Source organism: Cerasicoccus sp. TK19100, assembly GCF_027257155.1.
Taxonomy (GTDB): Bacteria; Verrucomicrobiota; Verrucomicrobiia; order Opitutales; family Cerasicoccaceae; genus Cerasicoccus; species Cerasicoccus fimbriatus.
The window spans coordinates 40,897-61,699 of sequence record NZ_JAPWDU010000009.1 but is presented as its reverse complement, the minus strand read 5'-3'; the positions used below and the strand labels follow the sequence as shown (position 1 = coordinate 61,699).

Annotated in this window: 13 protein-coding genes; 2 read left to right on the top strand and 11 right to left on the bottom strand. The window is 57.3% G+C overall.

The window, feature by feature from the left end; genetic code table 11:
- Positions 1 to 200: 200 nt before the first annotated feature.
- The gene (locus O3S85_RS19585; RefSeq protein WP_269542812.1) at positions 201 to 1,631 is read left to right on the top strand and encodes a hypothetical protein; all 1,431 of its coding nucleotides are present in this window, start codon (positions 201 to 203) and stop codon (positions 1,629 to 1,631) included.
- 151 nt (positions 1,632 to 1,782) lie between these two features.
- Here the strand turns inward: O3S85_RS19585 and O3S85_RS19580 are convergent, their stop codons facing one another.
- The 3 genes from O3S85_RS19580 to O3S85_RS19570 are packed head-to-tail and all read right to left on the bottom strand — an operon-like array spanning position 1,783 to position 5,648.
- Positions 1,783 to 2,832 carry an ABC transporter permease gene (locus O3S85_RS19580; protein WP_269542810.1) on the bottom strand — a complete coding sequence of 350 codons (1,050 nt, stop codon included), beginning with the start codon at positions 2,830 to 2,832 and terminating at the stop codon, positions 1,783 to 1,785.
- Positions 2,829 to 3,803 carry an ABC transporter permease gene (locus O3S85_RS19575; RefSeq protein ID WP_269542808.1) on the bottom strand — a complete coding sequence of 325 codons (975 nt, stop codon included), beginning with the start codon at positions 3,801 to 3,803 and terminating at the stop codon, positions 2,829 to 2,831. Before O3S85_RS19575 ends, O3S85_RS19580 begins: the two co-directional genes overlap by 4 nt.
- Positions 3,804 to 3,806: 3 nt before the next feature.
- Positions 3,807 to 5,648, bottom strand: coding sequence for an ABC transporter substrate-binding protein (locus O3S85_RS19570; protein WP_269542806.1), 1,842 nt, complete (start codon positions 5,646 to 5,648; stop codon positions 3,807 to 3,809).
- Between the two features lie 198 nt (positions 5,649 to 5,846).
- Between O3S85_RS19570 and O3S85_RS19565 the strand changes: the two genes are divergently transcribed.
- A complete protein-coding gene (locus tag O3S85_RS19565) occupies positions 5,847 to 8,441 on the top strand; it encodes a family 16 glycosylhydrolase (RefSeq protein WP_269542805.1) in 2,595 nt (864 codons plus the stop codon).
- 53 nt (positions 8,442 to 8,494) lie between these two features.
- Here O3S85_RS19565 and O3S85_RS19560 read toward each other — a convergent pair whose 3' ends face one another.
- The 8 genes from O3S85_RS19560 to O3S85_RS19525 form a co-directional block, all read right to left on the bottom strand.
- A complete protein-coding gene (locus O3S85_RS19560; RefSeq protein WP_269542804.1) occupies positions 8,495 to 9,454 on the bottom strand; it encodes a Gfo/Idh/MocA family protein in 960 nt (319 codons plus the stop codon).
- A complete protein-coding gene (locus O3S85_RS19555) occupies positions 9,451 to 10,674 on the bottom strand; it encodes a DegT/DnrJ/EryC1/StrS family aminotransferase (protein WP_269542803.1) in 1,224 nt (407 codons plus the stop codon). Before O3S85_RS19555 ends, O3S85_RS19560 begins: the two co-directional genes overlap by 4 nt.
- Positions 10,671 to 11,891, bottom strand: coding sequence for a choice-of-anchor Q domain-containing protein (locus tag O3S85_RS19550; protein ID WP_269542802.1), 1,221 nt, complete (start codon positions 11,889 to 11,891; stop codon positions 10,671 to 10,673). The genes O3S85_RS19555 and O3S85_RS19550 overlap by 4 nt, the downstream gene beginning before the upstream one ends.
- Positions 11,892 to 12,007: 116 nt before the next feature.
- Positions 12,008 to 13,015, bottom strand: coding sequence for a LacI family DNA-binding transcriptional regulator (locus O3S85_RS19545; protein ID WP_269542800.1), 1,008 nt, complete (start codon positions 13,013 to 13,015; stop codon positions 12,008 to 12,010).
- A 509-nt stretch (positions 13,016 to 13,524) separates the two neighbouring features.
- Positions 13,525 to 14,226: a hypothetical protein gene (locus O3S85_RS19540; RefSeq protein ID WP_269542798.1), complete on the bottom strand. Its 702-nt coding sequence runs from the start codon at positions 14,224 to 14,226 to the stop codon at positions 13,525 to 13,527.
- A gap of 908 nt (positions 14,227 to 15,134) precedes the next feature.
- Positions 15,135 to 17,609, bottom strand: a complete 2,475-nt coding sequence (locus O3S85_RS19535) for a tetratricopeptide repeat protein (protein ID WP_269542796.1) — start codon at positions 17,607 to 17,609, stop codon at positions 15,135 to 15,137.
- 12 nt (positions 17,610 to 17,621) lie between these two features.
- On the bottom strand, positions 17,622 to 19,187 hold the full coding sequence (locus tag O3S85_RS19530; protein ID WP_269542794.1) for a YifB family Mg chelatase-like AAA ATPase: 1,566 nt from the start codon (positions 19,185 to 19,187) through the stop codon (positions 17,622 to 17,624).
- 108 nt (positions 19,188 to 19,295) lie between these two features.
- A complete protein-coding gene (locus tag O3S85_RS19525; protein ID WP_269542792.1) occupies positions 19,296 to 20,531 on the bottom strand; it encodes a sulfatase-like hydrolase/transferase in 1,236 nt (411 codons plus the stop codon).
- Between the last annotated feature and the right edge of the window lie 272 nt (positions 20,532 to 20,803).

The window sequence follows — 20,803 nt, the reverse complement described above, 5'->3', positions numbered from 1 at the left end:
TGACATCGACGACATGCAACATCAATCAAAAGCCTGATGGCAAACCTTTGCTAAAGGCATTTAGTGCAGGCAACAAAAAAACTCACCGCCCAATATCCGATGTCGGATAAATGCATGCCTATCCCCGACTTCGTGAACCTATAGCCGGTTCTTTTCTCCCCTGAGATGATATAGATATTCAGCCTTCGTTCCTCCAAACCATGTCCCCCAAACACCTCGCCCCCACCCTCATTCTCTGCTTGTTAACGGTTGCCCTGCAGGCCGATTACTTTACGCAGCCCACCGAAACACCAGACAAAAACAAGTGGCAAACCGGCCCCGCCGCATTTCCACCGATCGAGGAAATCGCTGCACTGCCCGGACAGGATCGCCCCGTATATGGCATCTATCTCTGGGGCAGCGAGTATGAGCGCGCACACAAGGAAATCGAAAAGATGGGCGTTCGCTCACTACGTATCAGCGGGCCCGCGTATGAAGCCGACGAGGCGCTAAAGATCGCGGCAAAGAATGATGTTGAGGTCATGTATACCGTGGACAACCAGAGCGTCTGGCCGGAATACCGCAAAAAGCGTAAGCGTCCGGCCTTTGATTCCGACGAGGAATACCAGGAGAGCATACAGAAAACCTACATTGCCTTTCTCGATAAATACGGCCCCAACGGAACACTTTACGAGGGCACGAATTTGCAAAGCCCGATTGCTGCAATCGAGGTGCTCAACGAACCGAACTATCAATACGTCATTCCCGACCGCCAACCGCGAGCAGAAGTCGAAGCCGAACGCGAAGCTTTGTATGCCAAAGTATTGCCTGCCGTCAGTGAAGTCGTGCGCAACCATCCGAACTCGCTGCCTTTGGTCGGCTTCTCATGTGGTGGTGGCGGCTCCACCCGCGCAGATTATCGTTTCGTTGAAGGTGTTTACGAAAATGGCGGCGATCAGATTGCCGAGACCTACGACATTTTTTCCACGCACCCCTACACGCATGGAGCCCCGCCCGAGGCTTATAAAATCAAGCCCTGGGGTCCGGTCGCCGTCCCGGGTAATACGTTGGCAATGCGTGAGCTACTTGATAGCCACGGCGGCCTGAAGCCCATTTGGTGGACCGAGGTCGGCTACGAAATTGGCCATGAGTATGGCGGTAAGTTTAAAGACAAGCCCGGCAAAGAGGAAAACCTCATCAACCCCGATCAGCACGCTGCCTACGTCATTCGCACTTACTTGATGGCCATGCGGCAAGGCGTGCAGCGCGTCCACATTATGCACCTGCACGATACCGACAATTATAACAGTGGTATCATAGATCGCGGAACCTTCGCGTGGCGCCCCACCGGTCATGCTATAAAAAACATCACCACGCTGATGCCCAATGCAAAGCTCACCAGCGCTCAGTCCGACGGCGAGAACGACACCTTTATCTACGAGTTCATCGGCGACCACACGCAAAGCCATGAGGCGGACACCATTGTTGCCTGGAGCCTGCTCGGCCCACAGCAAGTCGAAATCGATGTCGACGCCCAGGGCGATGTCACCGTCTACGACATGGTTGGCAACGAGAAGCAAGTGCCCGTTAAAAATGGTAAAGTTTCATTGGAGATCGGACCATACCCGATCTACATCAAGACCGACAGTTAAGTCGAACTTTGCAATACAAAGCTTGTCGCTAAATCCGCCCCCATACCAGCGGACGCCTCGGAAATGCATCCCCCAATGCAGTTGCATAAGCCATTTGCGCAATGCGCAAATCCGGATGCACAGCATCCGCTGGCCCAGCAGGATGCTGGGGTTATTGGGTTTTCATTTTGGGGTCCACGATGTCGCGGAGCACGTCGCCGAGGACGTTGTAGGAGACGACCGTAATGAAGATGGCGAATCCGGGTGTGAGCAACCACCAGAAGTTGAGGAAGAACACCTTCATCTGCTGCGCCTGTGAGAGCATCAATCCCCAGGAGGCGGAAGGCTCCTGAATACCCAGACCGAGGAAGGACAGCGCCGCCTCACCCAACACGTAGCCAGGGATGGACAGAGTCGCCGCGACAAGTAGGTAGCTGATTAGATTGGGCAAGATGTGCTGCCGCAGAATGGTCAGCGGCTTTTGCCCCATGCTTTCAGCGGCGAGTACAAAGGTGCGCTTGCGAATAGAGAGCGACATGCCGCGCACCACGCGCGCCGTGCCTGGCCAGCCAATGAAGGCCAGAATGATGACGATCATGATAAACATCTGGTCGGACTCAAATCGGTCAGCCAATGCCGAGCGCAAAGCGAGCAACAGATACAAACCCGGGATGGCCATGAGGAACTCGACCAGACGCATCGAAGCGAAGTCAAACTTGCCCCCGAAGAATCCGCTGAAACCGCCCACCAGGAAGGCCATCACGAAAGTAATGCTGATCCCGATCAGGCCGATGCTCAGCGATATGCGCCCGCCATACAGCAGGCGCGAAAACACGTCGCGGCCGGTCGAGTCGCTACCCAGTAAGTAAAGGGCACCGTCATCGCCATCCAGTTGCACGAGGTGGCGATTCATTGGGATTAAGCCGAGCAGCTTATACTCGAAACCGGGGGCGAAGAACTTAAGCGGATAGGATTTGCCTTCGATGGGTTCGTACTTGGCCGCCGATGGCTCCGTCAGCTCATAGGCCTGCACACGCAGCCCGCCTTCACCAAAAAAGATCTTCGTCGGCGGGTGAAATGTTTTTTCCAAGTCCTGCTTGTTGATCTCCACCACCGAGAGGAAACCGGCAAATATGGCGCTCAAGTATAGCAGCACCAGCACACCAAAGGAGATCACCCCCAGCGGCCGCCGCATGAGCTCTTTCCAAATCGATGGCTTCATTCCTTGGCCTCCAATCGAATGCGCGGATCGCTCCAGGCCAGAAGCATGTCCGCGATGAGGTTCCCGATGACGAGCATCGAACAGCTAAGCATTACCGAAGCCAGCACGACGTAACGGTCTTCGCTGAGAAATGACTGGTAAATAAGCCTTCCCAATCCCGGATAATTCATCACCGTTTCCACTAGCAGGGCACCAGAAAGCAGCGAGGAGAATGAAAAGCCAAATGCGCTGATCAGCGGGTTAATCGCGTTGCGCAGCACGTGCTTAAACATCACCATGCCTTCGGCCATGCCCTTGGCGCGCGCGGTGTTGACATATTCCGAGCGAATTTGATCGAGGAAGTTCGCCCGCATGATCCGCATAATACTCGCAATGCTGCCAATGCCGAGCACCACCGTTGGCAAAATCAGGTGGTAGATGCGGTCGCCAACCTGAGCCCAAAATGGCATAAATTCATACTCGATCGAGGTGGCGCCACCGACCGGGAACCAACCCGTGATCGCCGCAAGATACACCGCGAGCAGCGCGAGGAAAAACTCCGGTATCGACAAGGCCGCATAGGCCAAAACCGAGGAGATGCGGTCCCAAATCGAGTCCTTGTAAATCGCCGCCAACACGCCGAGCGGAATCGCTATGCACCAGGCGAAGAGGATCGACGTCAGCGATAGCAGGAAGGTCGCGAACAGACGCTGCCCAATCAAATCAATGACCGGCGTATTGTAGGTAAAGGAGTAACCGAGGTTGCCTTGGACCACCTGCCCCAGCCAGAGAAAATATTGCTTTAGCCAACTTTCGCCGATCCCATATTGCTGGCGCAGATTTTCAATGTATTCATCGGACACGTCACGCGCGAGGCTCTTCGACGTTAAGAAATCCCCCGGCGCCAACTGCATCAACAGAAAGACCAGCATAGTGATCCCCAGAAGCAGGGGAATCAGCGAAAAAAGTCGGCGGATGATAAAGCTCAGCATCGTCTATTTACTAATGGGTTCCGCCCAAAGTGATTCGAGATTCCAGGTCACGCCGCCGAGTGGGGCGACGTCAACATTCTGCCAGCGGTTACGAATGCCGATGTAATCATTGGCCGTTACGAGCATGATCATCGGCTGCTGCTCCGCAAGGATGTCCTGCACTTCAAAGAAGATTTTCTGCCGTATCGCCGGCTCAGTTTCACGGCCCAGTTCGATCATCAACTCGTCGATTCGCTTCTCCCATTCTGTTGCAGGTTTTGACTGCTCGGGATACCAAAAGTGCAGGCGCCCGCCACTCATCAGGATGTCCTTCGAGGCAAATGGATCCGGCGCCCCGCCGCCCAGCCCGAGCAAGCACGCTTCGTAGTCGAAGGAAGCCGTGGTTTTAATGATCAGGGAATTGAAATCAATGAACTGCAACTCCACTTCGATCCCCAAGGCCTCCATGTTTTCCTTAAAGACAGTGGCCATCTCAGTGCGCAACTGATTGTTCTGATTGGTCATTAGTTTGAAAGCCACCTGATTACCAGCAGCGTCGTAGAGGCGGTCGCCCTTCAGCACGAATCCCGCTTCACGCAAGAGCGCCTTAGCCTTCTCGGGGTCGTAGGGATACTCGCGAATGTCCGGCTTTTTCCAAAACTTGCGCTTGGGCGACACGTAGCCCTGCAGCTCCGAAGCGCGGCCCAGATAAACGCCCTTGATGATGCCCGGCCGGTTCACGCCGTAGGACAACGCCTGGCGGAATGTTTTGTTTGAAAACCACTCAAATTTGTAAGGCTCAACGTAGGGCTTACCCTCTGCGTCCTTGCCCGGATTGAGGTTAAACCACACAAACTGAATCGTGCTCGACGGTCCGTTGTCGATGACTCTGTAGTCCTGTGATTCGGCACCCCACTCAATCCAGGTTACGTTATCCGGCGAGATGCCTTCGATATCCGTCTGGCCCTCGCGGAAGGCCATGTTGCTCGCGCTGGTGTCACCGACTATTTTATAAATATTGCGTTCGATGTACGGTAAGCGCTCGCCCTCGGGATTGACTTTCCAATAGTTCGGATTGCGCTTGAGCACGATGCGCTCGCCGGGCCGGTAAGACTCCATCAGAAACGGTCCGCTGCCCACGATTTTCCACGGCTCATTGATGGCGGTATTGATACTCCACTGGTCTAGCAAAGACCCGTCGTCGACAAAAGGCTGGAGCGCATGCTTGGGCAAAATATCCATGCCCCCGCCAAAGAGCAGGAACGGGGCGTAAACCTCGGGCGTCACCAGCTTCACGGTGTAGTCGTCGATCTTGATTGCCTTGGGCTCCTGACCGTTGACCAACTGGAAAAACGCTGAGCGTGTCGGGAATCGGTAAACCGGAGCGCCGGACTCGGCGTCTAATTTTACCTCGCCCGTGGCTTCGTCGATCTCCTTGGCGTAAATCACCTCCCAGCTAAAGACGACGTCGTCCGCCGTAAGCGGATGGCCGTCGCTCCAAGTCACGCCTTTGCGCAGGTAGAAAGTGTATTCGAGCTTGTCTTCGGAAATCTCCCACGACTTCGCCAGCTCGGGAATTACCTCCCCCGTAAATGGATCCAGCGTGACCAAACCAGATTGCAACCGGCTGATGATCGAGCTGGAAGACTGGTCTTCGCTAATGAGCGGATTAACGGTGGCAATGTCGCCAGCTAGTGTCTCAACCATCATCGCCCCATACTCGCCAGCGGGAAAGTCTTCCACCAGTGCGTCTTCGGGCACGGGAGTCACCGGGATCTCCGGTGTCGCCTGCTTCTGCGGCCCACCGCAACCCGCAAGCAGGGCGAGCAGGCCTAATAAACTGCTGATGACTCGTAACTTGTTCAACGCGCCCAAAACAAAAGACCTTGCCGCACAAACGCAAGCCAACGTCTCTACTTTTGCGGCATCGGTGAGCGGCATTGATTATGGTTACAGAACGGCGGTGTAGTCAGCGAACCAGCCACGGTGCATACTACGCGACACCCCTTACACCGTTGCGCGCTTCGCCAACGCAATGTCTTAAAACCCGACCCACAGAACCCTATGTTTGTTCCCACTCGTGACCAACTCCAGCGCTGGGCATCGCTTGGCCTGATCTCCGCTGCCACGGTGACCGCCCATACCTCGCCTCCCGCTAACTACGAACTCGTCTTCGAGGACAACTTCGACGGCACCGAGCTCGACTCAACCGTCTGGCGGATTGACGAAGGTCCACGCAAGGACGCCATCAACGTCACCGATTCCATCGTCGTTGCCAATGGCGAGCTGACCATCACCACCTGGACAGAAGATAATCAGCCCGGCACGGACAACGATGTCCACCACACCGGCCTAATTTCGACCAACAACAAAATCCTGCACCCCTTTGGTTATTACGAGGCGAGCATCCGCTTCGATCAGGGTGCGACCGGCGCATGGCACGCCTTTTGGTTAATGCCCGGCGGCAGCACGCCGATCTGGGGCACGCCCGACGCCGAGACCGGCGCGGAAATTGACATCATCGAGTATCGCCACACCCGCAAGGTAACACCGATCGATCTGACCGGCGACATGCACTGCGCGCTCCATTGGAACGGCTACTTTGGCGGCCATCAAAAAGACGGCTCCAACCCCGACCCGCAACCTCTCGGCGGTGCCTCGCTAATGGACGGCCAGTTCCACACCTACGCCGTCCTCTGGACGCCGACCAAATACGAATTCTACTTCGATGGAACCAAGGTTTGGGAAACGACCAACGGCCTGTCCTTTGCGTATTCCAACATGATCCTCAGCTCCGAAGTGAAGAGCAACGTGAACTGGGCGGGCGTCACGCCCGAGGATGGCTACGGAGCAAAAGGCACCAGCACGAATCCAAAGTTCACCGTCGACTACGTCCGTATCTACAACCTGAGCGACAGCGTCTCCGGCCAGGCTGCTTTTAACAGCGACACGATCCCCGGCACGATCGAAGCCGAGCACTTCGACGTTGGCGGCGACGGCGTCAGCTACTACGACAAGGACGACAGCGGCCCCGGCACCAACACCAGCTATCGCTCGGGCACGGATGTCGACATCGACGCCAGCGCCTCCGCCAGCAACGGCTACCACATTTCCGAGCCAACCCGCAACGAATGGCTTCAATATACATTGTCCACCACGCAACCCGGCTACTATAGCGTCTCGGTGGATGTCGCCCGCGTGCAGGACACCACCGACAGCGCCGACAACGGCATGATGCTTTTCTACGCCAACGTTGAAGAACTCGGCTCCATACGCGTTGACGACACTGGCGGCTGGACTAACTTTGTAACGCAAAGTATCCCGTCATTTCTCTACCTCGAAGACGGCGACCAGTTTGCCACGCGCTTCGAGAACACGCGCGATGTCAACTTCGACGCGATCCACTTCACCTACCTCGGCACCAAGGCTGATCTGCGTGAAGCCGAAGACGCCCTACTCAGCGGGCCCAGCATCATCGGTAATCTTATCTCCGGCTTTGGCTCGACGAGCACTGTCCATACCGCGCAATTTGACAACGTGGAAGGCTTCAGCGACGGCGGCGATGTCACCATGACCCTTCGCTACGCCTGGCCACAGAACAACCCCAGCAAAACGACCGGCGTCAAAGTAAAAGTCAACGGTAACTACCTACAGGACAACGGTAGCGACTTGCTGATCCCCTTTACCGACACCTTGAGCTGGAATCACCACGCTAACCTCAGCCTTACGCTGCCCGGCATGAATCCCGGCCCCAACAACACTGTCATCCTGGAGTCCGACACGATCAGCAATCAAAACATCCGCCTCGACGCTGTGATCTTCAGCCGCGATGAATACATCCCGCCCACCGGCGGCACCGCCACCGAGATCGAAGCCGAAGACAGTGGAAATATTCTCCTAGGCAACCCCGGCAACGAAGCCTACATCGGGACCCACGCCAACGCCTCGAACGGTGCTTATGTCAATGGCCTCAACAAGTCCAACGCCGGGGTCGAGTTCTCCAACGTCAGCGCTGGCAGCGGCCAAGCCACGATCACCATCTACTATGCCAACGATGGAAGCGTCACGGACAAAGCGCTCGAAGTAAACGGCGTGTCGCAAGACATCACCTACGCCCTCACCTCATCCTGGAGCGACTTCTCCGGCACCGTGCAAGCCACCATCACACTGACGGGTAACGACAACATCAAAATCTACCGCAAGCACAACGACGGAACCGACGGCGGCTCACTGCGCATTGACAAGATCGTCATCGACGCCACTGCCTCCGCCACCATCAGCGAATACACCGAAGCCGAAGGATTGGAGTTTGGTGAAGCTATCCAGGGCACACACGCCAACGCCTCCAACGGTGCCTACGTGGACCGCTTTAACAAGTCTGCATCCGGCATAGAATGGGTTGTCACTTCACCCGCCGCCATGCAGGCCACGCTCACTGTCGGCTATGCCAACGGCTCCGGCTCGGACTCGCTCAAGATGCTCAATGTCAACGGTGTCGACACCCTGCTCACCTTCCCAGTGACGACCGGCTGGAACGACTACACCGGCGAGCTTCAGGTAATGATCGACCTACAAGCCGGTAGCAACGACATCACCCTCTGGCGCGACGGGGCCGGCATCGACTCCCTGCGAGTCGATTGGTTGTCTCTCGAAAACTAATCTCAGCACAGATTTCTGAGACGGCGCGGCGGCTTCGGCTGCCGCGCTTTGCGTTACAAAGCTCGCAAGGCGTCGAGCACGATGTCCACCGCCAGCCCATCCTTACCCGATGAGCGATTCTCAGCACCACGCAGCAACACGTCCTCAATGTGGTCGAACAAGCCAACGTGCGGCGCGCGGTCGCGCTCGAAATGAAAGACCTCGGTTTTCCCGTTGCGCTCCAACGTGAAGCCATGGCCGTCCAGATGCTCCGTCCGAATCTCGCCTTGCGTGCCCGTCAGCACAAAGCGGTCGGTGAATTTCTGCACGGCAAAGTTCCCCGTAACCGTGCACTGCGCACCTTGGTCGAACTGCACGAGCAGCGTGGCTAAGTCCTCTGGTTTGGCATCAGCATGAACCGATTTCCTGAGCCCCTGCACCTGCTTGGGGCTTCCCAGAAATGAAGCCATCAAATCAATACGGTGCGAAAGCAAATCGGCAAAGAGACCGCCACCGGAAATTTCCGATTGCGTGCGCCAACCCCAGTCGCGACCCGGCTGATGGTGCATCGCATACTCCACATGCCCGTGAATCAGCTCGCCCAGCGCGCCATCGTTGACAAGCTCGCGCATCTTTAACACATGCGGATGAAACCGCCGGTAATACGCCACGAACAGCTCAACACCAGCCTGCTCACAAGCGGCAAGCATGGCGCGGCTGTCGCTAGCGCAGAGGCCCATGGGCTTCTCAACGAGTACGGGCTTGCGCGCCTCAGCGGCGGCAAGCACATACTCGCGATGGCTGGCGGGAGGCGTGGCGATATAGACCGTGTTAACCTCGCGACTATTGATGACCTCTGCCGCATTGGTCGTGCGCAGCTTGGCACCACATTGATCGGCGAAGCGCTGAAGTTTATCCAAGTCACGACGCATAACTGCAGTGATGCGGCTGGCGGAACGTCCCCCTATTGACGGGCCGCTTTTGTTTTCCACCACATCACCGCAGCCAACGATACCCCAGTGTAGCTCTTTCATGAGCACACCGGAGTAGAAAGTTCCGCGCGATGCTGCAAGACCTTGCTTATCGCCGTAACGACATCGTGCATGTCCTGCTCAAAGCAAGTCGGCTGCACCTTGATCTCCAAATTTATTCGATCGCAAATTGCCTCCGCCAAGGGCGTGCTGACGCTGCCGTAGTCGGGCGCACCGTTAGCCTGCATCGGATCACTAAAGGGACTGCCGCGCCCATAAAAATCCGCCTCCGCAAAAATCGGCCAACGCTGCAGCGGCTGGTAAAACATGTTAATCGGAATCCCTTCGGCGGCCAGCGCCTTGATAAACTCACTGCGCGGCAGCCCGATCACACTCTCGTCGTATTGCAGGATCAGGTTGTAAAATGACGGCTCGGTATCGGGCAAACCCGGCAACGGCGTGATGCCCTCAATCCCACGTAATCCATCCACGATGATTTGCGCATGGCGGCGGCGCGCGGCATTCATCACGTCGAGCTTCTTGAGCTGGCACGCTGCGATGGCAGAGCTGAATTCGTTGATCAGCCAGTTGTGCCCCACCTTATTCCAATGAAAAGTCCGCAGGTCACGCATGTGCTCGGCAGTCTTCTCACAGTGGGTAAACACCACGCCACCCGTGCCGGCGGAGAGGTTCTTTTTCTGCTGAATGCTGAAGGCACCGAAGTCGCCAATCGTGCCAACCTTGCGCCCGCGATGCGTGGCCCCGTGCGCGTGCGAACAGTCCTCAATCACGGCGATGCCATGCTCGCGCGCAAGCTCGATCACCGGATCGATATCGCACGGGTAGCCATTGACGTGAACCAAAACAATGGCCTTCGTAGCGGGGGTAATTTTCTTCGCAATCTCTCTCGGGTCGGCACCCTGGCTCAACGGCTCACTGTCGACAAAGACCGGCACGGCGTTCTGCTCTACGGCTGCTGACGCCGACGCCACATAAGTATAAGACGGGCAGATAACCTCGTGGCCGCAGCCAACGCCCGCCGCCGCCAGCGAGAGCTGTAGCGCCGCCGTGCCACTGCCTACGGCGACCGCAAACCCACCGCCATGGTACGCGGCAAAGACCTTTTCAAAACGCTCCGTCTCCGGGCCAAACATCGGGTGCGCATTACTACTGCGGACCACGCGCAGTGTGGCGGCTTCTTCTTCCGCGCCGTACTGTGGCCACTTTGGCCAGGGTGCGCTACGCACGGGATCCCCTCCATTAATGGCGAGCTGTGGCTTCATCGTGCGTCCTCCGCCGAAGTGTATTCGTAGCAACCGATGTCGTAGGCACCACCCTCGGGGCGAGCCACGCCGCGCAAGTCGGTCTTGATGTCGGCAATGGTCACACCGGCATTGATTGCGGGTGAGCCCGGCCTCAGCCGGTAGTCGTGGTTCGCCGGATCAACAAACAGCGGATCGGCAGTAATGCTGGTGGTGTCGTAACCACGGTCGAGCGTTTGCCAGAAAAGGTTGTTCTCGGTGTCGACCGCTTGCTTCGGGTGCAGGTTGTTGCGGATGCCCGACTCCGCCGCCTTCCAGCCGTGCTTTTTAACCACACGCTCGCGGTCAAAGTAAGCAATGATGTTGTTACGCGCCACGGAGCCATCCGTCTCGCGCTTACTCTGAAACCAAATCGGGTAAGCGCCGCAGTTTACAAACGTGTTATTCTCCACCACAATGTCCGACACGCTTTGGCAATACACGCCGACGAAAACCGTGTTCACAAACAGGTTGTTGCGGAAGGTAAAGTGCGACGACTCTTTATGCGCCGTCGCGCTCGGTTCGCTGGCGTGCGTGGCGTTGAAGCAGCGGTTACCCTCGATCAATATGTTGTGGCTCGGCCCGTAAATCCACGCGTCGTAAGTCGTGAAAAAGCACACGCCCATCCCCTTAATGAGGTGCTCTTCCTCCGTCCCGTGCAGGTAATTGTTGCGGAAGACAATGTCGTCGCCGTTAAAGAAACAATACTGCGTTTTCTTAATGCGCTCCTTGCCGTTTTTCGTTTCCATTTTTGGTAAGAGTGTGTCGATCTCGTTGCCCTCGACGAGGCTGCCGCTGTTCACGAAAATGCCGCGACCGACGTTTTGAATTAAGTTACCCTTGGCCAGCCCGTGCTCGCCGACACGAATGCCGTCGCCGGAGATATCATGGATGTAGTTATCGATCATTTGGCAGCCCTGCCGCGCGGTCTTGCGATGCGCCTCGCCGGCATCGATGCCCACGGCGTTGTCTTGGTCGTTGGAGATATCAAATCCCTCGATGGTAATGTAATCGCCGCCCAGCTTGAACCCCTTCACCTTGGCACCGCGCGGCTCGAAGGATTTAAAAACAATCGGCGCTCCTTCGCGCCCCGAGGCGTTGATCGCGACCAGCTCCGGGTAGTCGCCCGACGCCACGTAAACGGTATCCCCGGCTTGCACGGACTTCGCCGCTTTGCCCCAAGGTTTTCCAGTGGTCATTGCGGTCGCCACGGGCGGAGTCCGACCCGCGCGGGCTCACATAGTAATCGACCGCATGGAGCGATGCGCCGGCGATCAAGCAGAGCGCCGCCAACAGCAGTTTCAAGCAACGTCGTTTAGTCATCTTCGTTCGTGGGGTTGGGGGTGGTTTGGAAGGGGTATTGGTAAATGGATTTGCGGGTCTTCTTGCCCTCAAGCTGTGCGGTCAGCTGCTTCCAGGCGAGCCGCCCAGTCTGCTCCGGCTGGGACTGCAAGATCGTCACGTTTTCGCCCAACGGCGTCGCGTGTGCCGTTTCGGAAAAGACCACCATCGCGCGCTCGGGCTGCTCCCGGTAATCAGCATGATGAGTGATGTCGCGCGCCAGCTCGTAGCCGTCAATGATGAGCCCGTCACAGTCGTCACTGAGCAAGTCCGCGATCTGCCCGGGCGAGAGCTGGTAGCGGTCGATGCCCAGCTCGGCAAACGTCACCTTCGGTCGACGCCGCTGCTGTTTGTGCTCGTTAAAAACCTGCAGGTAACGCGCGATCGGCTGGTTGCTCCACGTGCCGTGCACGAAGAGGATCTTGCGCGCCTTCCGCTCCAGGTGCGCGGCAATGGCGGCCTCCATTGCACCTTCGTAATCCATCGTGATCTGTGGTACCGACACCGGCTGCACGTTGTTTAGCGACACCACCGGCAGCCCGTGCTCAAGCACCAGCTTGAGATGCCGCGGCTCATCTGCCGACTGCACCACTATCACGCCGTCCAAATAATTCTGACGCAGGCAATGCCGGTATTTCTCCTCGCGCTCCTGCGTGAGCAACAAGAAGTGGTAGTTGGTCTCCGCCGCAGCCTCGAACACCCCATGCAGCATCTGCGCATAAAACGGATGAAACTGCGAATCCAGCGACGGCAGCAGCAGCCCGATCAACTCCGTGCGCCCGCGCTTCATACTGCGCGCCGTAAAGCTCGGCGTGTAGCCCAGCGCCTTCGCCGCATCAAGCACTTTGGCGCGAGTCTCCTCGCGAATCTTCACGCCGGGCGTATCGTTAAGCACGTAGGCCACCGTGGTCGGACTCGTCCCCGCCCGCTCCGCAACATCGGCCCGCGTAACCCGCACCGGTTTGCTCTTTTTCCGCGCCATCACAACCCCCAAAATGCGCGCTCATTGACACGTGTCAATAAAAACTCCCTCATCCACTTTCCCGAACCTCTCAACACCATCCCCCACCTCCATACATTTGCGCACTTCTGTGCCTTCTCGCGACCATCAAACCCCACGCATCCACACACACGCCTCCCCAGGCTTCCCGTTCTTCCCGATCTTCCTGTTAAAAAACCACGCATCGCCCCGCGCGTCCTGCCCGTGTCACCAGCCACGCCACACCTCACCCCGCGCTACGTATCGGGCCGGCTGACCACCACCGCGTCGCTCCCGCGCTCGTTCCCGGTCGTCAGCAGCACATACACCTTGTAGCTCGCCTGCGCCCCCGGCCGGCCGAGCCCGGTGCCGGTCCACATTTCCCGCGGCTCATCCGGCCCGACGGTGGCGACCACCGACTCGTCGTCGCTATCATACCGCGCCCCCGGCACATACCGCACCTGATACGCCCGCAGCCGCGCCTCCGTAGAGGCGGTCCAGGCGACGTTGGCCTACCCCCGCGCGTCATCCCAGCGCGCCTCGACGGCCACCGGCTCCGGCGTCGCCCCCGGCAAGGGCGTCAACCGCGGCAAAGCCTGCACATACGCACTATTCGGCTCAAACAAGCTGCGCACCATGCCCCGATACTGCTTTAAGATGGGGTAAATTTCATCCTGCAAGGCCACCCGCTCGGCCCGGGCCACCTTCGCGTTACTGCCGGCCACCGTCCACTGCCGATAAGCCGCCGCCAGCGCCTCGACAGACGCCACCCACTGCGCGCGCCCGAAATTCCCCGGTAGCGCAATGCTCCCGCCCGCGTCCTCCAGGCGCTCCCACACGTTGGCGGCCTCGATCATCGGCTGCAAAAACTTCGACTCGGCCTCCGAGCTGCTCGGTGCCGCAGGCAACACGCGGTCCCACACCCCGCCGCCATACAGCGCGCGCACCTGCGCGGCAAACTGCCCGAAACGCTTAATCAACAACCGCTTGACCAGCTTGATATCGGCGCTGGTCATCTCCACCGTATTCAGGGCCCCGATCAGCTCGACCTGCTTGGCCTCCAGCAGCCCGCGCAGCTCCACCAGCCGGTCCACGCCCACGCCACCGGCCACCCGGATCGGACCCTCGCCACCCAAGTCCGCATTCGCCCGCTCCCAATGAGCCACAAACTCATCCATCGTCGGCACATAGCTACTGTCCCCGCTAATCGGCATCCGCTCAAACTACCCACCCAGCGCCCCAAGCTTCAATCACATTTAATGTTATAATACTAACTCTTTCTAATATTTAATATTCATTCATCAACAATGCTAATCTAGCTCATAATATATGCCAAAATTTGCCTAATGTAACCCGTCTTATTTCTAACATAGCTCATCCATTTTCTAACAAAGCTCAAGCACTTGCCAACAAAGGCCCATGCTTTGCCCACAAATTCCATCCCGTAAAACCTGAGAATTCCCAACCAAAATTTCACGCTTTCCGGCCTAAAACTGCCATTCTAGCGTTCATTATCAATCTCGCCCAAACTACGCATCGCCTCACAGAAAACCTTATTGCTTTTCAGTAACATCATCTAGCTAAACAAAAACATCTTGTTGCAGAACAAAAATGCCATCTTGCATAGCATTGAGAACATTTCGCCTAGGAAAGTGGTCACTTGAACCAACAAAGAGATCATCTTGCTCAACTAAGAGCTTATCTTGTTCAACTAAAAAGGTAGCGCGGAGCGTCTCCGCTCCGCAAGCTGCGGCAACCCTGCTTCATCAGTCCGTTAAAATATCTCAGCCAAACCCACAAATTCCCACGCACGCCCTTCCAGACAATTGGCGAGCCCTTCCTCTTCCCATGCTCATCCTTCAACCACTCACGCGCACCGTTCCTCTTCCAGCGAACATCCTTCGCGCACCCGCGCGCAACTTTCCGTCTCCCGAACCTTCCATCCGGCCCGGACATCCTTGCGGAGCGGAGACGCTCCGCGCTACCCTAAAGACACCTAGCACTTGTCTAAAGACAGCAAACATCACCTAAGAAACACGAAACACTGCTCAAAGAGCATCATGCATTTGTCACATAAATCATTACGCCAAGTATCCAACGCATCACCCGCCCCAGCCAACGCCTACTTCGCCCCACCTTGCTCGCTCAGCCATGTTTCCCGCACAGTACGCACGAAATCTTCAAAAGCACTCTGCGCCTGCTCTTTCGTCAGGCCCATTTTGATCAATACTCCACCCCAATTCTGAATGGCATCATGAAATTTGGGATGCCGATGCCCAGTAACCAACTGATAGCGAATAATAATTTTCAAAATCCGGTGCAATAGTGGCTCTGCTTCATTCAATCGGTTAGTTACATATAGCAACTTCGCCAGAAGATTGAGCTCACGGAACACACTTATATGCTCTGGCCCATAAATTGTCTCACTTATCGATAAAGCACGCCGTGCGAACGACTCGGCTTCATCATAACGGTTCATCGACTGTAGGATATACGACAAATTACCAAGATTAAGGACTACATTCGGATCCTCCGGACCATAGCAGGTCTCATATATCGACAATGCTCGACGAATCGACGACGCGGCTTCATTCATACGATTTGTATCCTGCAGCAAATGCGCGAGGTTGTTGAGACTATTCGCCACATTAGGGTGCATTGACCCATAATAGGCCTCGTTGATCAACAGAGCTCGCCGCACTAGCGACTCAGCGTTATCTAAACGATTAGTAGCATGCAACAAACTAGCTAAATTGGTAAGAGCATCCGTGAGATTAGGGTGCATGGACCCATAGACCACCTCTTTGATCGCCACCGCTCGCTGCAGTAGCGGCTCTGCCTCATGTAAACGATTCGTTTGCTTTAAAAGGCACGCCAAGTTGTTAAGATCTCGTGCTACGCTCACATGCTGAGGCCCATAAAATGCCTCGTCGATCGACAGAGCACGTTGTATCAAGGGCTCAGCTTCATCATAGCGGTTCGTAGCAATAAGCACAGACGCCAAATTATTCGCGCAGACTGCTACTTTGGGATTATGCGGACCAGAAGTGCTTTCATTGATCGCAAGTACTCTCCGCAATAGCGTCTCAGCCTCCGCATAACGGGAAGAATCATACAAAGTAAGGCCCAAGTCGCTCAATGCGATCGGTAGGCGATCACCTTGATGCTTCTCCATCAGGCGAACGACTTCCTGCAGCATTGGCTCACAATTCTGAGTATGACCAAGAGTCCGATACACACGGGCCACCTCTTGCTGGGCGTATGCCCAATCCAAGGGGGCGCGCTGTTTATCGCAAAGGTCGCGCCATTCGGTGTAGGCGTCGATGGCTTGCTGCCAGTGTTGGAGCGATAGATGAATGTCGCCGGTGAGACGGGCCAGCTGTTTGAGGCGGTCTTGATACTCAACGGAGTCGAAAGCATGCGCGTTGTATTGTTCCATAACCTCGTCTTCGGCTGATTTTAAAATTGCCAGCGCCTCGTCCGGCTCACCAAGCATCACTTCCAGCAAGGCGCGTTCAATCGCATCAAATTCGGCGACTTCCGCCGTGGCGCGGGCGGCTGATTTTACGTCATCCGGGCGTAATTTCACGTCGACGAAAGCCCTACCTAAGTCGACGTTCACTGAGATCGAAATTTGCATCGCCGACAGCTTCGCGGCAATGCTTTCAGCCGCCTGGGCGAGACGACTAATGATGCGCTCGACGGACACAAGCGTCTCATGGATGGCCTTGGCCAACACTTCAGCCGTTGCCTCTATGCCTTTCGCCAACAATTGAGCCTGGTAACTGCTCGCAAGTCGCTTGACTTCCGTCCGCAGCTTCTCGTTGTCAGCCTGCATGGACTGTTGGCCGGATGAAAGCTCCTCCAACTTGCGCATGACGGCCTCAAATTGTTCCGTGGACAAGCTTGCCTGCTCCTCGGCCCGCTGGTCGATCTGGTCGGGCAAGTCGCGGACGATCTCGACAGTTTCTTTGACCTGCGGAGCCATTTTATTGACGGCTTCATTTGTCTCGCCGGCGACTTTGGCAAGCTGAGCAAGCTGCTTTTTTAAGGCTTCAATGTCATCGGGTAGCTGTTTGAGCGTCTCCTGGTGCTCATCGACAAATGTGGTCAGCAGATCACGCAGCGCAGGGATGCCTTCGGTGGCCGAAAGCATATCGTCGCGAGCTGCTTCGATCTGCTGGGACAGCGCACGGGCTTGGCGCCGGGAAAATTTCGAGCCGCCACGGCCTAACTGCTGCAGCTCGGCCAGCTTTTGAAACCCGGTAATGAAGCCTCGCGCGGGATGGTCGCCAGGGAGTTGGTTGACGTCGAAGTTTTCCGGCTGGGCGAGTGCCGCGCGCAGATAGGTGTCGATGTCGGCCAGCTCAGTGCGAAGCGTTTCGGCTTGGTCAGCGGGCGGCTCCGGCGGCTTGCCCATTGCCTCCTGCTTGCAGCGGGCCGCAGTGAAGAGCACGGCGAGCGTGGACGTGACCCCCATCGCCAGAATCGCCTCCGGGCCCGCCGCGGCCAACGAGGCGATACTGGCTGACCCCGCGAGCGTCGTTGATACGCGCGTTAACAAACCTAAAGAATTCGCTCCGGGGATAAATTTCATGTCTACAAAAGTTTAATAAAACAGCCGGCGATCGAGGCTGCGGTATTGGATGGCTTCGAGGAGGTGCGGGGTGTCGATGGTGGGGGCACCGGCGAGGTCGGCGATCGTGCGGGCGACTTTTAAAATGCGGTCGTAGGCGCGGGCGCTGAGCTTGAGCTCTTCCATCGCCTGTTGGAGCAGGTCGCCTTGCTCGCGGTTGATCGCGCAGTGCTGGCGGATCTGTCGGTGCGTCATGCGGGCGTTGCACGCGGTGAGGCGGCTGCCGTTTTTGTCCGATTGGAAACGCCGCCCCTGCCGGCCGCGCGCCTCCATTACCCGCTCGCGCATCACCTCGGAGCTCTCGCCCTTTTGCGCGGAGCGCAGCTCTTCAAAGGTCAGCGCTGGGGCCTCGATGTGCAGGTCGATACGGTCCAGCAGCGGGCCGGAGATGCGGCTGCGGTAACGCTGGATCGTCGTCGGGTTGCAGCGGCATTCGTGGCGCGGGTCGCCGAGGTAGCCGCACGGGCACGGGTTCATCGCGGCCACGAGCATCATCGCTGCGGGGAGCGTGACTTTGCCCGCGCTGCGGGAGATGGTCACGTCGCCGTCTTCCAGCGGTTGGCGGAGCACTTCCAGCGTGGAGCGCTTGAACTCGGGCAGCTCGTCGAGGAACAACACGCCGTGGTGCGCGAGGGAAATTTCCCCCGGGCCGGGGTTGACGCCGCCACCGATCAGACCGACGTCGCTGATCGTGTGGTGCGGCGAACGGAAGGGCCGCGCGAAGCAGCGGTTTTCGTCCTTAAGGCTGACACCGGCCGCCGATTGCACCGCGAGGATTTCCAGAAACTCGTCTAAAGTCGGCTGCGGCATGATCGTCGGAATGCGCTTGGCGATCATGCTCTTGCCGCTGCCCGGAGGCCCGACCAACAGTAGATTGTGCCCACCGGCCACGGCGATCTCCACCGCGCGGCGCACGGTGTGCTGCCCCTTGACTTCAGAGAAATCGATCCAGTGCGCGGCGTCGGGCGGTTGGCGAAAGGGGCTCTTTTTCGGATCGAGCGGTTGCATCGTCAGCTCGCCTTCGATCATGCGCACGGTTTCATCGAGCGAACGCACGGGGATGACGTCGATGTCTTCCACCAGTGCGGCTTCGTCGGCGGAGTCAGCCGGGAGGATGACGCCGCGCTTACCCGTCTGCCGCGCGAGCATCGCCAGCGCCAAGCCGCCGCGGATCGGGCGCACGCCGCCGGAGAGGCTCAGCTCACCCGCAATGATGTATTGATCGAGGAAGCCGGCCAGCTTCTCGTCGCCGATCTGCCGGGTGGCGATCAGCATGCCGAGTGCGATGGGCAGGTCATACATCGGGCCCTCCTTGCGGATGTCGCCGGGGGCGAGGTTGATCGTGGTCCGCGTCTCCGGGTTTTTAAAGCCGGTGTTGCTCAGCGCCGAGCGAACGCGGTCGATGGATTCCTTAACCGCCGAATCCGGCAAACCGACCATGAACGTTTTCGGATCACCGTGCTCACCACAGTTGACTTCCACCTGCACGGGATGAGCGTCGATGCCCAGCAGGGCGCCAGAGTGAATGGTAGCGAGCATGATCGTTTTTAATACGGCCAATCGGTAATTGCTCAAGCCGAAGTTTAAAACATTTCCGCCCGAGGCCCACCATCCGGCCACTCAGCGCAGCGCTGTCCAGCTGGAAGACTAGCCCTTGCTGACCACCGACAACTGCCGACCATCGAACGTCGCGCACCAGCCATACATTTCCATTTCGACCGAACGCGCGGGTGCCGCCTGCTCTCCCCGAAGAACCGTCGATAAATCCTCACCGGGAAAACCTAGCCCGGCGTCAAAGCCCGCCAAGCCACAAAACGTGGGCAATAAATCGACGGTTGCCAGCGGCATGTCGATCACCCGGCCACCAGCCAGCCCTGGACCGGTGGCAATAAACGGCACGCGAACGCTTTCCGGCTGGGCATCACCTTTGCCCCGGCAGTTTTGCGCTGGCTCGCGCTCACTCCCCAGCCAATCGCCATGATCCGAAGTGTAGACGATGAGTGTATTTTTCAGCTCACCACGGTTTTTCAGCTCCTCCACGATACGCGCAGTCAGGTCGTCCAAAGCCGCAATCTGGGCATAGTATTCGCGCAGCTGATATTGAATCAGCCGGTGATTGTCCGGGTGAACATTATCCGGCACGGTCAGCGTTTCCGGATCGAACATCTCCAAAAAACGCTGGGGCACGACATCCCGGACCAAGTGCTGGGGAAAGCTCTGCACGAACCACCACGGACTTTGAAAATGATGCTCCTTCAGGCCAAACCCCATTTCTTCATTAATCCGCATGCTCGACTCTCTCACGCGATCAAGCTCCTCCGCAGATATCGTTACGTTGTGCGGAGGCCCCCAATTCATCTGCACAAGCCAGGGCCTATCCGCATCGGCATGCCAGTCCAGAAATTGCTCCACCTGCACTTCGGGGGCAAAACGACCACGATAGGGATGCGACTCCACTCCATTTTCATCGAACTCCGGCAGATCGTAATCGTGATGCCCGTTTTGCCAGCCCTTCCAATGTTCCCAGCCCAAACGCCAGTCTGGCGGAGTGTAGATCGAGCCATTAAAGGGCTCATGCCAGTGACATTTGCCAAAGTAAGCCGTGGAATAGCCCCGCTCCCGGAAAAGCCCGGGCAGCGTTGGTAAATCCCGCCGGATCGAATCGGTATTTCCCACAACCCCGTTTACCGAACCAGGTTGCCCGGTCTGCAAACAAGAGCGATACGGAGCACACAAAGGGTGCGTGGACACACATTGCGAAACCGATATGCCATGCCGCGCCATCCGGTCCAGAGTCGGGGTTCGCACCTCGGGATTGCCACCGTAGCCGGTCGCGCTATCGCGGTGTTGATCGGCCAGCAGGATAAGTAGGTTAGGCTTCATGGTAGGAATAAATCGTGGGAATAACATGCCCCACGGCCACGTTCAGAGATATTTTAAAGTGGGTAGAAATTACCCGCAAGATAGTCACGACGCGACACGAGGGGTGTCAAGTTGTTGATCCATTGCGCGACCGAACCGCCCACGCTTTTCGCCTGCTTACCAGTAAAGCCCCCCAATACATTAGCAGTATTCCGCAAACAGCCGTTGGCCAAGGTATTCGCGCGGGCATCCGTGGTCGATACGTTAAAAGTAACAGCGGATTCGGTGGAGAT

Coding starts and splice junctions, on each gene's coding strand:
- O3S85_RS19585 (WP_269542812.1), top strand. CDS start 201: ATGTCCCCCAAACACCTCGCCCCCACCCTCATTCTCTGCTTGTTAACG.
- O3S85_RS19580 (WP_269542810.1), bottom strand. CDS start 2,832: ATGAAGCCATCGATTTGGAAAGAGCTCATGCGGCGGCCGCTGGGGGTG.
- O3S85_RS19575 (WP_269542808.1), bottom strand. CDS start 3,803: ATGCTGAGCTTTATCATCCGCCGACTTTTTTCGCTGATTCCCCTGCTT.
- O3S85_RS19565 (WP_269542805.1), top strand. CDS start 5,847: ATGTTTGTTCCCACTCGTGACCAACTCCAGCGCTGGGCATCGCTTGGC.
- O3S85_RS19560 (WP_269542804.1), bottom strand. CDS start 9,454: ATGAAAGAGCTACACTGGGGTATCGTTGGCTGCGGTGATGTGGTGGAA.
- O3S85_RS19555 (WP_269542803.1), bottom strand. CDS start 10,674: ATGAAGCCACAGCTCGCCATTAATGGAGGGGATCCCGTGCGTAGCGCA.
- O3S85_RS19550 (WP_269542802.1), bottom strand. CDS start 11,891: ATGACCACTGGAAAACCTTGGGGCAAAGCGGCGAAGTCCGTGCAAGCC.
- O3S85_RS19545 (WP_269542800.1), bottom strand. CDS start 13,015: ATGGCGCGGAAAAAGAGCAAACCGGTGCGGGTTACGCGGGCCGATGTT.
- O3S85_RS19540 (WP_269542798.1), bottom strand. CDS start 14,226: ATGCCGATTAGCGGGGACAGTAGCTATGTGCCGACGATGGATGAGTTT.
- O3S85_RS19535 (WP_269542796.1), bottom strand. CDS start 17,609: ATGAAATTTATCCCCGGAGCGAATTCTTTAGGTTTGTTAACGCGCGTA.
- O3S85_RS19530 (WP_269542794.1), bottom strand. CDS start 19,187: ATGCTCGCTACCATTCACTCTGGCGCCCTGCTGGGCATCGACGCTCAT.
- O3S85_RS19525 (WP_269542792.1), bottom strand. CDS start 20,531: ATGAAGCCTAACCTACTTATCCTGCTGGCCGATCAACACCGCGATAGC.